Here is a 12,039-nt window from a genome sequence, read left to right as displayed (position 1 = left end):
CGTTGATTTTTGGCACGCTGTTGAGTTCTCAAGGAACGGACGCTTCCTTTGTACTCACCCTCTCGGGCTTTCCTCCGGGCTTTTCCCTTCGGTCTTGCGTTTCCGACTCTATCAGACCGTTTCCGGTCCCGATTTCCTCGGTGCTTTCCAGGTTTCCGCTTCCGCGTTTCCCTTTCCGGCGGTTCCGACTTTATCAGAAGTTCCGGGCCGGACTGACCGGCCGCTCTTTTCCGATTCATCGGGAGTGTGGCTTCTTTGAAATCGATGTTTGCATCGACGTTTCTGGAAGCAGACAGACACTCACTGTTGCCGACCGGATCAGATCCAGTTCTAGGCAACTGTTCGAATCTACCTCCCCGACTGGTCCGTGTCAACGGCTCCTGTGGGGCGAAGAGGAGACTAGCAGCTCAGCAGGAGCGCCCGCACATCAGGCGGCTGTGGGGACGGAGGAGCTGCGTTCGGCTGCTTCCACGTCGCCCGTCTCACCGGCGCGTACGGCACGACCGCCCAGGACGTAGACGTACGTCAGGAAGGCCCCTTCAGCGACGATGCCGATGCCGATGCGGGCCCAGGTGGGGAGGCCCGACGGGGTCACGAAGCCTTCGATGGCTCCGGAGACGAACAGGACCAGGGCGAGGCCGATCGCCATGCCCACGGCTGCTCGGCCTTCTTCGGCCAGGGCCGTACGGCGGGAGCGTGGGCCGGGGTCGATGACGGTCCAACCGAGGCGCATGCCCGTGCCTGCGGCGACGAAGACCGCCGTGAGTTCGAGCAGGCCGTGCGGGAGGATCAGGCCGAGGAACGTGTCGAGCCGGCCCGCCGATGACATCAGGCCGATGCCGACGCCCAGGTTGAGCATGTTCTCGAAGAGGATCCAGAGGACAGGCAGGCCCAGGAAGACGCCCAGGACCAAGCACATCGCGGCGGCCTTGGCGTTGTTCGTCCAGACCTGTGCCGCGAAGGCCGCCGCCGGGTGGCTGGAGTAGTAGGTCTCGTACTCGCCACCGGGGCGGGTGAGATCGCGCAGTTGGCTCGGGGCAGCTATGGAGGACTGCACCTCGGGGTGGGTGCCTATCCACCAGCCCAGGAGGATCGCGACCACGGTCGACAGCAGCGCGGTGGGGACCCACCAGTGGCGTGCTCTGTACACCGCGGCCGGAAAACTGTGCCCCAGGAAGCGCGTGACATCGCGCCAGGAGGCACGACGGGTTCCTGTCACCGCACTACGCGCGCGTGCCACTAGTTGACTGAGCCGACCGGTCAGCTGGGGGTCGGGGGCGCTGGACTGGATCAGGGAGAGATGGGTGGCCGTGCGCTGGTACAGCGCGACGAGTTCGTCGGCTTCGGCACCGTTGAGGCGACGTTGGCGGCGGAGCAGCGCGTCGAGGCGGTCCCACTCGGCTCGGTGGGCCGAGACGAAGACGTCGAGGTCCATCTGGTTGCCTGCTCCTCGGCTGCTCGTCGACTGCTGGTCGTGGATCAGCTTGTCGTACTGGGGCGCGATGTGCCCTCAGCTTGGCAGACTGGCTGTTCCAGGGGCAGGGCAGGGGAAGGGCGGCAGGCGTGAGTGAGCTGGTGACGGGCGAGGCGGTGACGCTGGAGTTGCGCCCCGCGAGGCTGCCCAGCAGGGCGCTGGCGGTGTTGCTCGATCTGATCGTGGCCATCGCCGCCTATGTCGGTGTGACCGTGGCGCTGACGTTCTCGACGGCTTCTTTGGACGTCGCGGCGCAGGTCGCGGTGTCGATCGCGGCCTTCGTCCTGGTACTGGTCGGCGGTCCCATAGCGGTGGAAACGCTGAGTCACGGGCGTTCGCTCGGGAAGCTGGCGTTCGGATTGCGCGTGGTGCGGGACGACGGCGGGCCGATCCGGTTCCGGCACGCGCTCGTACGGGGTGCGATCGGTGTGATCGAGATCCTGATGACCTTCGGGGTCGTCGCCTGTATCGCCTCGCTCGTCTCGGCGCGCGGTCGGCGGCTCGGGGATGTGTTCGCGGGCACCCTGGTCGTACGGGAAAGGGTGTCCTCCGGGCAGACGGCCTTCGTGCCTCCGCCGCCGCCTTGGCTGACGGGACGTTTCGCCGAGCTGGATCTGTCGGCCGTTCCCGACGGGCTGTGGCTGGCCATCCGGCAGTATCTGACGCGGATGCAGCAGTTGGATCCGCAGGTCGGCTGGGCCATGGCCCAGCGACTCACCACGGACCTCGTGGCTCGTACGGGCGCTCCGGCTCCGCAGGGGGTTCCGCCGGCCGCGTATCTGGCGGCGGTGGTGCAGGAGCGGCAGGCGCGGGATGTGCGGCGGGCCTTCGGGAACGGCGCGGTCGGGGGCGTACCGGCCGGCGGGTTCGGGCCCGGGGCGGGTGTGCCGGGTGCCTACGGCAACTCGGCGTTTCAGCCGTCTCCGGCTCCTCAGCAGCCGTACGGTTCCGCTCCCGCGCCTGCGCCTGTTTCTTGGCCGGCCGCCGCCGCTCCCCCTGTTCCCGCCGCAGGCGGCACGGGGGCCGATCCGGTCGCGCCCGGCCCTCAGCCCCCGGCGGCGCCGAACGCGGCGCCCGCCGAACCTCGGCCCTCCACGGGATTCGCGCCGCCCGCCTGACTCTCCTCGCCGGTCCCCGGACCGCCGCCGCTCAGTCGAAGACGGACGGCGGTGACTCCAGTTCCTCCAGTTCGATGCCGGGTGCCGCGAGCACCACGTCGCCGGCGATGTGTACGGCGTGCTGCTCGCCCGTGTCCAGGGCTGTGACCTGGTATTCGTCCACGGTCAGAGGGCCGTTGTCAGTGCCGTGTGTTTCTCTTTTCAGCAAGGCCCAGGACTGGTCCTCGGTGCGGGGGGCGAGGACCGGGTCCGTGAAGTTGACCAGGCGGACGCGGGTCGCGGCGGAGGAAGGGGTGAGGCGCAGGAGACGGGTGGTGGCGATGAGGAACGCGGGGGAGATGCCGGTGAAGGCGTGGGCGCGGACATTGCCTTCGGTGGCATCGGTGCCGGTGGGGTCTGTGCGGACCCAGGTGACGCCGTCGAGAGCGGCGCCGCGCACCTGCCAGCTCGCCGCGTGGAGTTCCAGCCGGATGGGGCGGCCGAGTTCGTCGAGGGTGAGGTCGACGGAACCGCTGTGGTCGCCCGAGGGGGTGGTGAGTTGGGAGACATAACGCCAGCCGGACGGGCCGGGGGCGCACTGGAAGTGTTCTGCTGCGAGGGGGGTGTGATCGTGCGGATCGTGGAGCGAATAACGGCCGCGGGGCATCGGGGTCCTGGGTCTTGACGGGCCGGTCCGGCCAGCGGAACCAAAGGGGCAGGCCCCCGGCACGGGGGTGCGGGGGCCTGCCTCGGAGGATCTGCTGCTGAGGGCCTGCCGCTGAGAACCGCGTCAGTGCACGGACGCGGTCACAGCGAGCGGGATCGCCGGATCAGTAGCGGTAGTGGTCCGACTTGTACGGGCCCTCGACCTCGACGCCGATGTACGACGCCTGCTCGGGGCGGAGCGTGGTCAGCTTCACGCCGAGCGCGTCCAGGTGGAGGCGGGCGACCTTCTCGTCGAGGTGCTTGGGCAGCACGTAGACGTCGGTCGGGTACTCCTCGGGCTTGGTGAACAGCTCGATCTGGGCCAGGGTCTGGTCCGCGAAGGAGTTGGACATCACGAACGAGGGGTGGCCGGTGGCATTGCCCAGGTTCAGCAGGCGGCCCTCGGACAGCACGATGAGGACCTTGCCGTCGGGGAACTTCCAGGTGTGGACCTGCGGCTTGACCTCGTCCTTGACGATGCCAGGGATCTTCGCGAGGCCGGCCATGTCGATCTCGTTGTCGAAGTGACCGATGTTGCCGACGATCGCCTGGTGCTTCATCTTGGCCATGTCCGCGGCCATGATGATGTCCTTGTTGCCGGTCGTGGTGACGAAGATGTCGCCCTTGTCGACGACCTCGTCCAGCGTCGTGACCTGGTAGCCGTCCATCGCCGCCTGAAGGGCGCAGATCGGGTCGATCTCGGTGATGATCACACGGGCGCCCTGTCCCCGCAGGGACTCCGCGCAGCCCTTGCCCACGTCGCCGTAGCCGAGGACGACCGCGGTCTTGCCGCCGATGAGGACGTCGGTGGCGCGGTTGATGCCGTCGATCAGGGAGTGGCGGCAGCCGTACTTGTTGTCGAACTTCGACTTGGTGACGGCGTCGTTCACGTTGATCGCCGGGAACAGGAGGGTGCCGTCGCGGTGCATCTCGTAGAGACGGTGCACGCCGGTCGTGGTCTCCTCGGTCACGCCGCGGATCTCCGAGGCGAGCTGGGTCCACTTCTGCGAGCCCTCGGAGATGGTGCGCTGCAGGACCTGGAGGACGACGCGGTGCTCGTCGGACTCGGCGGTGTCGAGGGAGGGGACCTTGCCGGACTTCTCGTACTCGACGCCCTTGTGGACGAGCATGGTGGCGTCGCCGCCGTCGTCCAGGATCATGTTCGGGCCGCCGGTGGGGGTGTTCGGCCAGGTCAGCGCCTGCTCCGTGCACCACCAGTACTCCTCCAGGGTCTCGCCCTTCCAGGCGAAGACCGGGATGCCCTGGGGGTTCTCGGGCGTGCCGTTCGGGCCGACGGCGATGGCGGCGGCCGCGTGGTCCTGGGTGGAGAAGATGTTGCAGGAGACCCAGCGGACCTCGGCGCCGAGGGCGACCAGGGTCTCGATCAGGACGGCGGTCTGCACGGTCATGTGCAGCGAGCCCATGATGCGGGCGCCGGCCAGCGGCTGGCTGGCGGCGAACTCGCGGCGGATCGACATCAGGCCGGGCATCTCGTGCTCGGCGAGGGTGATCTCCTTGCGGCCGAACTCGGCCAGGGAGAGATCGGCGACCTTGAAGTCCTGTCGGTTGTCGACAGTCGTCATTACGAGGAGCTCCTCGGGGTTGGGGCCTTGTGGATACGGCTGGTCTGCGCGGCAGCGGACACAGGAGTGCCCGAGGGAGGGCACCGGAATGCCCCCGTACGCGCAGCGCAGTCCGTCGGAGGCCCTCTCTCCCTCGGTCGGTCCGCGGTGGGACCGCCCGACCGCCATCAGCAGCGACGTCTGGCTCTCCACCCAAGCTACACCGATGGACCCGGCCGCCCCCAGCCCACCTCCGGACGGATCCGGCCGAACTCCAGCGGGCGCCCGGTGTCGGATCGGGTTTCCGGGGGAGCCGCAAGAGGACGCCCGCGAGCGGTGGACGGAGGGGAGCGGACGACGGCGACCAGGGACTTCCCTGTCTTTGAGCCGGGCGTCGGATGTTGCAGGATGCACGGAGATCAGGAACCTCTGATCGATCTCGCGGGACGTCCGGGACGGCGTTCCGCGCGACGCAAGTGTTGGACGAAGGTGTTAGGAGAACGATGTGACGAGCACGGCCGGCCCTCCCCCCACGGGCAGCGGCGACGGCGGGCAGCAGCGGTTGAGGCTGCTCGCGGTGACCGCGTGCCCGACCGGCATCGCCCACACGTACATGGCCGCGGAGAAACTCGCGCAGGCCGCCGAGAGCCGCGGCATCGAGATGAAGGTGGAGACGCAGGGTTCCATCGGGGCTGAAAACGTCCTGGATGACAACGATGTCAGCACCGCGGACGGTGTGATCGTCGCCGCGGACAAGGATGTGGACCTGAGCCGTTTCGTCGGCAAGCGGGTCCTGATGGTCGGGGTCGCCGAGGGCATTCGGCATCCCGAGCGCCTGATCGAGCAGGTGCGGTCCGCGCCCGTGCACACGGTGGGCGGCACGGCCGCGGCAGCAACCGCGCCGGGCGGCAGGGAGCGGAGCGTCGCGTACAAGGCGCTGATGAACGGCGTCAGTTACATGATCCCGTTCGTCGTGGTCGGCGGGCTGCTGATCGCGATCTCGCTGTCGCTCGGCGGCCATCCGGACCCCTCCGGCGGTCTGGTCATCCCGAAGGACTCCTTCTGGATGGACGTGAACAACATCGGCGTGATCGGTTTCACGCTGATGGTGCCGATCCTGTCCGGCTACATCGCCTACGCGATCGGCGACCGGCCCGCGCTCGTGCCGGGCATGATCGGCGGGTGGATCGCCAACACCGGTTCGCTGTACGACTCGAAGGCGGGCGCCGGGTTCATCGGGGCGATCGTGACCGGGTTCCTCGCCGGGTATCTGGTGCTGTGGATCAAGAAGGTCAGGGTCCCGAAGTTCGTGCGGCCGATCATGCCGATCATCGTGATCCCGATCGTGGCGACGACGGCCCTCGGACTGTTCTTCATCTACGTCATCGGGAAGCCGATCTCCTGGGTGTTCGAGCACCTCACCAGCTGGCTCGGCGGGATGACCGGCACCAGCGCGATCCTGCTCGGCACGATCCTGGGGCTGATGATCGCGTTCGACATGGGCGGCCCGGTCAACAAGACGGCGTTCCTGTTCGGCGCGGGGCTCATCGCGACCGGCAACCAGGCCGTCATGGGCATGTGCGCCGCCGCGATCCCGGTGATGCCGCTCGGCCAGGGCCTGGCCACGTTGATACGGCAGCGGCTCTACACCGAGCAGGAACGGGAGACCGGTCTGGCCTCGCTGTTCATGGGCTGCTTCGGCATCTCCGAGGGCGCGATCCCGTTCGCGGCGGCGCGGCCCGCGCAGGTAATCCCCGCCAACATGCTCGGCGGCGCGGTGGCCGGCGCTGTCGCCGGGCTCGCCGGGGTGAAGGACGCGGTGCCGCACGGCGGACCGATCGTGGCGGTACTGGGCGCGGTGAGCGGCGTACCGATGTTCTTCGTGGCCGTGGCGATCGGTACGGCGGTCACCGCGGTGACGACGGTCGCGCTGATCGACGTGAGCGAGCGGAAGCGGCGCGGGGAGCCCGTCGGGCACGGGGTCACTGTCGAGCCCGAGCTCGCGTTGGTCGGGGCCGGTGTGGGAACTCCGGGCGCCGGGGTCGTCGTAGCGGAGCAGCGGGCTGTGCGCGGAGAGACGGTGGCAGCGAGCGTGGTGGGCTCCGGCGGCTCAAGTTCGCCTGGGGCGAGCGCGGTTGGGGCTACGGCCGGTGCCGGCTCGGCTGCCGCCGAAGGCGCCCCCGGTTTCGGCGCCCCTGCCGAGGAACCCGGCGTGAGCCCCACCCCGGACGTCCTCCCCGAGGCTCTCCCCGAGGTCCTCTCCGGGTACCTCACCGAGCAGACCGTGAAGGTCCGACTCGGCGCGTCCGACAAGGAGACCGCGATCCGGGAGATGGCCGGGCTGTTGGCGCGTACCGGCAAGGTCGTGGACGTCGAGGAGTTGGTGGCGACCGCGTTGCGGCGGGAGGCGCAGGGGACGACCGGGCTCGGGGAGGAGATCGCGATTCCGCATGCCAAGACGGATGCGGTGAGTGCGCCGGTGGTCGGCTTCGCGCGGTCCGCGGAGGGGGTCGAGTGGGGCTCCCTGGACGGTACGAAGGCCCGGCTGGTGTTCATGATCGCCGTGCCGGAGGCGGCTGCCGGTGATGAGCATCTGCGGATTCTGGCGCTGCTGTCGCGGAAGTTGATGGATGCCGGGTTCAGGGAGCGGCTGTCGGCGGCCGAGGACGAGTCTGCGGTGCTCGGTGTGCTGAGCGAGGTCGGTTAGCCGGTGTGGGCCCGCGACTGTCACAGGTCGCGGGCCCACACAGACCGTGCACAGGCACTCGCTACTCTCGCCCCGCGGAAGTGCCGGACGGGGAGGGGAACGATGTCGGGCAGAGGGCGGGGACTCGAGGTCGCGGCTTTGGTGGTGGGCCTGTTGGGAGTAGTGGTGGTGGTGGCGTTCGGCTCCGTCGCGCACGGGTGGGAGTCGTACGGGCGGGACTCCTACGAGAGTTCCACCATCAGCAGCCGCAGCATGTCGCCGACGTACGAGCCGGGCGACCTGATCATCTTCGAGCGCGTCGGCGACCACGGCGGGGCCGGGTGACCGAGCACCGCGCGACGCCCGTCGTCATCGGCCTGGCCGTCGTCACCGGGGTGGTCCTGGCGCTGGCCGGTGTCGGCCTGGGCATCGCCGCGTTCGTCGTACGGCGGCGGAGGGCGGCGCCGATCGCGCCGTGGCCCGTCCAGCAGGTCTAGCTGGAGCGGCGGGGCCCGTCGGACGGATCGGCGGGCCCCGCCGCCGTAGCAGCGAGGGAGCTCAGTGCTCGGCGGGGTGCGTGGCCGGGCCTCCGGGGGTGGCTTCGCGGTCCGGGCCCTTGGTGGCTTCGGACTCGCTGTAGATGTCGGGTTCGAGGTAGATCACGCGGGCGATCGGGACGGCTTCGCGGATGCGGGACTCGGCCGCGTTGATCGCGGTGGCGACCTCGGTGGCCGTGTCGTCGTGCTGGACGGCGATCTTGGCGGCGACGAGCAGTTCCTCGGGGCCGAGGTGGAGCGTGCGCATGTGGATGATGCCGGTGACCGTGTGGCCGTCGACGATCGCGGCCTCGATCTTCTTGACGTCCTCGATGCCCGCGGACTCGCCGAGCAGCAGCGACTTGGTCTCGGCGGCCAGGACCAGTGCGATCAGGATGAGCAGGATGCCGATGCAGAGCGTGCCGATGCCGTCCCAGACGCCGTCGCCGGTGAGCAGGGCCATGCAGACGCCGCCGAGGGCGAGGACCAGGCCGATGAGCGCGCCGAAGTCCTCCAGGAGGACGACCGGCAGTTCGGGGGCCTTGGCGCGGCGGATGAACTGCGACCAGGAGTGCGTGCCGCGCAGTTCGTTCGACTCCTTGATGGCCGTACGGAACGAGAAGCCCTCGGCGATGATCGCGAACACCAGGACGCCCACCGGCCAGTACCAGTGCTCGAGTTCGTGCGGGTGCCTGATCTTCTCGTAGCCCTCGTAGACGGCGAACATGCCGCCGACGGAGAAGAGGACGATCGAGACGAGGAAGGCGTAGATGTACCGCTCGCGGCCGTAGCCGAAGGGGTGCTGTGGGGTGGCCTCGCGCTGGGCCTTCTTGCCGCCGATCAGGAGCAGTGCCTGGTTGCCGGAGTCCGCGAGGGAGTGGACGCCCTCGGCGAGCATCGAGGACGAGCCGCTGAAGGCGAACGCCACGAACTTCGATACCGCGATCGCGAGGTTGGCGCCGAGTGCCGCCACGATCGCCTTGGTGCCGCCTGACGCGCTCATGTGTTCGCGGTGTCCCTTCGCCTTCGTACGTCTGCCCCGGACGTCTGCCCAGAGTGGCCGTCCGGTCGTCTTTGCCCGTCCTTTGCCGGTGGGCCATTCTTGCAGCACTGCCCGGCGACGGCTCGTCAGGTATCCACAGGCCCGGTCATACGATCACAGTGGCGCGGAAGACCGTGCCCGCTCCGGACACCTCGGCCGCGTCTCCCGCCGGGACGAAGACCGACTGGCCGGGCGCCAGTTCGAACTCGCCCGCCGTCACCGCGCCGGCCGTGCAGAGCAGGATCTGCGGGGTGTCGAGGGTGAGGTCGTGGGCGCCGGTGCCTTCCGGGAGGACGTACCGGGACAGCCGGAACTCGTCGATGGGGGTCTCGTAGACCTCCTCGCCGTCCGGGGACGCCTCGGGGCGCAGCACTCCGGGGTCGCTCGCCTCGAAGCGGACGATGCGCAGGAGTTCGGGGACGTCGACGTGCTTGGGCGTGAGGCCGCAGCGCAGGACGTTGTCGGAGTTGGCCATGATCTCGACGCCGAGGCCGTTGAGGTAGGCGTGCGGGATGCCGGCGCCGAGGAACAGGGCCTCGCCGGGCTGGAGTCGGACGTAGTTCAGGAGCATGGCCGCGATGACACCGGGGTCGCCCGGGTAGTGGTGTGCGATGTCGGCGTAGGGGGCGTAGTCGCCGCCCAGGCGCGTGCAGGCGGTCGCCGCCGCGGTGACCGTGTGGCGCATCTCCTCGGGGTCGGCGGTGAGGATCGCCGTGAGGACCTCGCGCAGGGCGGCTTCCTCGGGGTGTGCGTGCAGGAGATCGACGTACGGCTTCAGGGAGTCGACGCCGAGGCCGGCGAGCAGGTCGGCGGCGCGCAGCGGGTCGCGGAAGCCGCACAGGCCGTCGAACTCCGTGAGCGCGCAGATCAGTTCGGGCTTGTGGTTGGCGTCCTTGTAGTTGCGGTGCGGGGCGTCCACGGGGATGCCCCGGCGCTCCTCGTCGGCGTAACCCTCCTTCGCCTGCTCCAGGTTGGGGTGCACCTGGAGGGAGAGCGGCGCGCCGGCGGCGAGGATCTTCAGCAGGAAGGGCAGCCGGGGGCCGAACTTCGCCACCGCCTTCTCCCCCAACTCCCGCTCCGGAGCCGCCTCGATGACCTCGACGAGCGTCCCGCGCGCGGTGCGCGAGGGTGCGCCCGGGTGCGCGCCCATCCACATCTCCGCCTGCGGTTCGCCGTTCGGCTCGACGCCGAGCAGCTTGGGGATGGCGGTGGCGGAACCCCAGGCGTAGGGGCGGACGGTGTTGTCGAGGCGGTCCATGTGGCTCTCTACCGGTTCTCTCTGCGTACGACCCGAGGACGACCTGGGTACGACGTGGCTTCGCGCCCCGTACGACGGTGTACGGCGGCTCAGGGCTTCGACGACAAGATCAGGCGCCCGAGGCGAGCGCCAGGTAAACGGCGGCGAAATCCGTCATGGCGATCAGCTCGGCGAGGGTCTCCAACTCGCCGCCCTCCTCGGGCTCCAGCTCGCTGATCGGCGTGTCGTGGCTGAGGGCCAGGTCACGGGCGGTGGGCGCGGCGGTGAGGCCGCCGATCGGGCGGTCCCGGAGCAGCACCACGCGTGCGTGCAGCGCGGGTGCCTCGTCGACGCGATCCCGGAAGAAGTCGTCGGGGTCGGCGCTGGCGGCGAGCGGGCCGGCCAGCAGCGCGTTGTGCTCGGCGAGCGCCTCGGGCAGTTCGGAGACGAGCGCGGGGCGACCGGCCAACTCCGCGAGCGCGGCGGCGAAACGACGGCCCGCCGGACCGGCCGACGTACCCTCCGTCCAGATCACCGGGAGCGAGTCGGCGAGTTCGGCGGCCAGGGTCTTCGCGGGGTTGCTGTACGTCGCGACGGCGGGCCCGCAGCGCTCGGCGACCTGGTCGAGCCGGTCGGCGACCTTCTCCAGGGCCTCCGGCGGCGCGCTGAGCAGGCCGGTGCGGTCCAGGAGCGCGAGCAGCGGCGTGAGCAGCGCCCAGAGGACTCCGGGCGCGGAGGCGGCCAGAGGTTCGTCGTGCTCGTACGGCGCGGTCGCCATCGGTACGAAGAGGCCGTGGGCGCCGTCCACCGCCTCGCTGAGGGGGCTGCGGGTCGGTGCTACGGCTACGACGGTGCAGCCGCGGCGGTAGGCCTGCTCGGCGAGCAGGGACAGGCCGGGTTCGGTGCCGTCCGGGGTGGTGATCAGCAGCAGGTCCACGGAGCCGGCCCAGCCCGGGAGTTCCCAGCGCAGGGCGCCGGCCGCGGGGGCGACGCCGGTGGGTGCCAGGCGGGTGACGGGGCTGCTGGCGCCGGCGAGCTTGCCGAGCAGGTCGGCGACGCAGGTGGCGGCGGCGCCGGGGCCGGCGATCAGGATGGCGCGGGGGCGGCCGTCCGGTTTCAGGTCGTGGACACCGGCCTCGGCGGCGTGCCGGGCGGCGGTGCGCACCCTGGCACCGGCTTCGGCGGCACCGCGGAGCAGGGCTCGACGGTCGGCCTCGGCCAGTGCCTCCGGGGTGTCGAGCAGCGATTCGTCGAGCATGGGCGGCGGCCTCCGATCGCGTCGTCGTCGGTTACGCGGGGTGGCGGGCCTCGTCGACGAGCAGTACGGGGATGCCGTCCCGGACGGGGTAGGCCAGGCCGCAGTCCTCGCCGGTGCAGATCAGCTCGGTGTCCTGCTCCTTGAGGGGGGCGTGGCAGGCCGGGCAGGCCAGGATCTCCAGGAGGCCGGCTTCGAGCGGCATGGGGGTTCCCTTCGGGCGGGTGTCTACGACTGTCTGCGACGCTTGGGCGGATGTGCCTGGTCAGGGTACCGCCGGTGGCCGGCGAGGAGGCCCTGGTAGAGGTCGACGGTCGCGAGGTCGCAGAAGCCGCGCCAAACTCTCGACAAGGACACGGCCGTTCTCGTGGGGTGCGCCGGCCCGCCGCTTCAGCCGCTCCTTGAGACGGAACGCGCGCCGGTATCCGTCCGTCCCGGATGGTCG

Annotated in this window: 12 protein-coding genes; 5 read left to right on the top strand and 7 right to left on the bottom strand. The window is 70.0% G+C overall.

Annotated elements, in window-relative coordinates; all coding sequences use genetic code 11:
• Positions 1-259, top strand: a 259-nt coding sequence (locus tag ACNFOC_RS41380) for a hypothetical protein (protein ID WP_416964171.1), incomplete at its 5' end; no start/stop codon positions are given.
• Between the two features lie 168 nt (positions 260-427).
• On the opposite strand, the gene ACNFOC_RS41375 is transcribed toward ACNFOC_RS41380, so the two are convergent.
• Positions 428-1,435 (bottom strand): stage II sporulation protein M, encoded by a 1,008-nt coding sequence (locus ACNFOC_RS41375; RefSeq protein WP_416964170.1) that lies wholly within the window; start codon positions 1,433-1,435, stop codon positions 428-430.
• Between the two features lie 128 nt (positions 1,436-1,563).
• On the opposite strand from ACNFOC_RS41375, the gene ACNFOC_RS41370 reads away from it, so the two are divergent.
• Entirely contained in the window at positions 1,564-2,592 is a 1,029-nt protein-coding gene (locus ACNFOC_RS41370; RefSeq protein WP_416964169.1) for an RDD family protein, read from the top strand.
• A gap of 31 nt (positions 2,593-2,623) precedes the next feature.
• Here ACNFOC_RS41370 and ACNFOC_RS41365 read toward each other — a convergent pair whose 3' ends face one another.
• Both ACNFOC_RS41365 and ahcY read right to left on the bottom strand, forming a co-directional pair.
• Positions 2,624-3,238, bottom strand: coding sequence for a hypothetical protein (locus tag ACNFOC_RS41365; protein WP_416964168.1), 615 nt, complete (start codon positions 3,236-3,238; stop codon positions 2,624-2,626).
• Positions 3,239-3,401: 163 nt separating this feature from the next.
• Positions 3,402-4,859: an adenosylhomocysteinase gene (ahcY, locus tag ACNFOC_RS41360; protein ID WP_416964167.1), complete on the bottom strand. Its 1,458-nt coding sequence runs from the start codon at positions 4,857-4,859 to the stop codon at positions 3,402-3,404.
• A 484-nt stretch (positions 4,860-5,343) separates the two neighbouring features.
• Here ahcY and ACNFOC_RS41355 point away from each other — a divergent pair, with 484 nt between their 5' ends.
• From ACNFOC_RS41355 to ACNFOC_RS41345, 3 genes are all read left to right on the top strand, one after another.
• A complete protein-coding gene (locus tag ACNFOC_RS41355; protein ID WP_416964166.1) occupies positions 5,344-7,545 on the top strand; it encodes a fructose-specific PTS transporter subunit EIIC in 2,202 nt (733 codons plus the stop codon).
• A 102-nt stretch (positions 7,546-7,647) separates the two neighbouring features.
• Positions 7,648-7,869 carry a hypothetical protein gene (locus ACNFOC_RS41350; protein ID WP_416964165.1) on the top strand — a complete coding sequence of 74 codons (222 nt, stop codon included), beginning with the start codon at positions 7,648-7,650 and terminating at the stop codon, positions 7,867-7,869.
• Entirely contained in the window at positions 7,866-8,021 is a 156-nt protein-coding gene (locus tag ACNFOC_RS41345; RefSeq protein WP_416964164.1) for a hypothetical protein, read from the top strand. Before ACNFOC_RS41350 ends, ACNFOC_RS41345 begins: the two co-directional genes overlap by 4 nt.
• A gap of 61 nt (positions 8,022-8,082) precedes the next feature.
• Here ACNFOC_RS41345 and ACNFOC_RS41340 read toward each other — a convergent pair whose 3' ends face one another.
• The 4 genes from ACNFOC_RS41340 to ACNFOC_RS41325 form a co-directional block, all read right to left on the bottom strand.
• Positions 8,083-9,063: a cation diffusion facilitator family transporter gene (locus tag ACNFOC_RS41340; RefSeq protein ID WP_416964163.1), complete on the bottom strand. Its 981-nt coding sequence runs from the start codon at positions 9,061-9,063 to the stop codon at positions 8,083-8,085.
• A 145-nt stretch (positions 9,064-9,208) separates the two neighbouring features.
• A complete protein-coding gene (gene manA / locus ACNFOC_RS41335) occupies positions 9,209-10,360 on the bottom strand; it encodes a mannose-6-phosphate isomerase, class I (protein ID WP_416964162.1) in 1,152 nt (383 codons plus the stop codon).
• Between the two features lie 109 nt (positions 10,361-10,469).
• A complete protein-coding gene (locus tag ACNFOC_RS41330) occupies positions 10,470-11,597 on the bottom strand; it encodes an SIS domain-containing protein (RefSeq protein WP_416964161.1) in 1,128 nt (375 codons plus the stop codon).
• 31 nt (positions 11,598-11,628) lie between these two features.
• Positions 11,629-11,799: a Trm112 family protein gene (locus ACNFOC_RS41325; RefSeq protein ID WP_019072213.1), complete on the bottom strand. Its 171-nt coding sequence runs from the start codon at positions 11,797-11,799 to the stop codon at positions 11,629-11,631.
• Positions 11,800-12,039: the final 240 nt, after the last annotated feature.

This window comes from Streptomyces colwelliae, assembly GCF_048158785.1.
Classification (GTDB): domain Bacteria; phylum Actinomycetota; class Actinomycetes; order Streptomycetales; family Streptomycetaceae; genus Streptomyces.
This window is presented reverse-complemented; position numbering and strand designations above follow the sequence as displayed.

Coding starts and splice junctions, on each gene's coding strand:
- ACNFOC_RS41375 (WP_416964170.1), bottom strand. CDS start 1,435: ATGGACCTCGACGTCTTCGTCTCGGCCCACCGAGCCGAGTGGGACCGC.
- ACNFOC_RS41365 (WP_416964168.1), bottom strand. CDS start 3,238: ATGCCCCGCGGCCGTTATTCGCTCCACGATCCGCACGATCACACCCCC.
- ahcY (WP_416964167.1), bottom strand. CDS start 4,859: ATGACGACTGTCGACAACCGACAGGACTTCAAGGTCGCCGATCTCTCC.
- ACNFOC_RS41350 (WP_416964165.1), top strand. CDS start 7,648: ATGTCGGGCAGAGGGCGGGGACTCGAGGTCGCGGCTTTGGTGGTGGGC.
- ACNFOC_RS41340 (WP_416964163.1), bottom strand. CDS start 9,063: ATGAGCGCGTCAGGCGGCACCAAGGCGATCGTGGCGGCACTCGGCGCC.
- manA (WP_416964162.1), bottom strand. CDS start 10,360: ATGGACCGCCTCGACAACACCGTCCGCCCCTACGCCTGGGGTTCCGCC.
- ACNFOC_RS41330 (WP_416964161.1), bottom strand. CDS start 11,597: ATGCTCGACGAATCGCTGCTCGACACCCCGGAGGCACTGGCCGAGGCC.
- ACNFOC_RS41325 (WP_019072213.1), bottom strand. CDS start 11,799: ATGCCGCTCGAAGCCGGCCTCCTGGAGATCCTGGCCTGCCCGGCCTGC.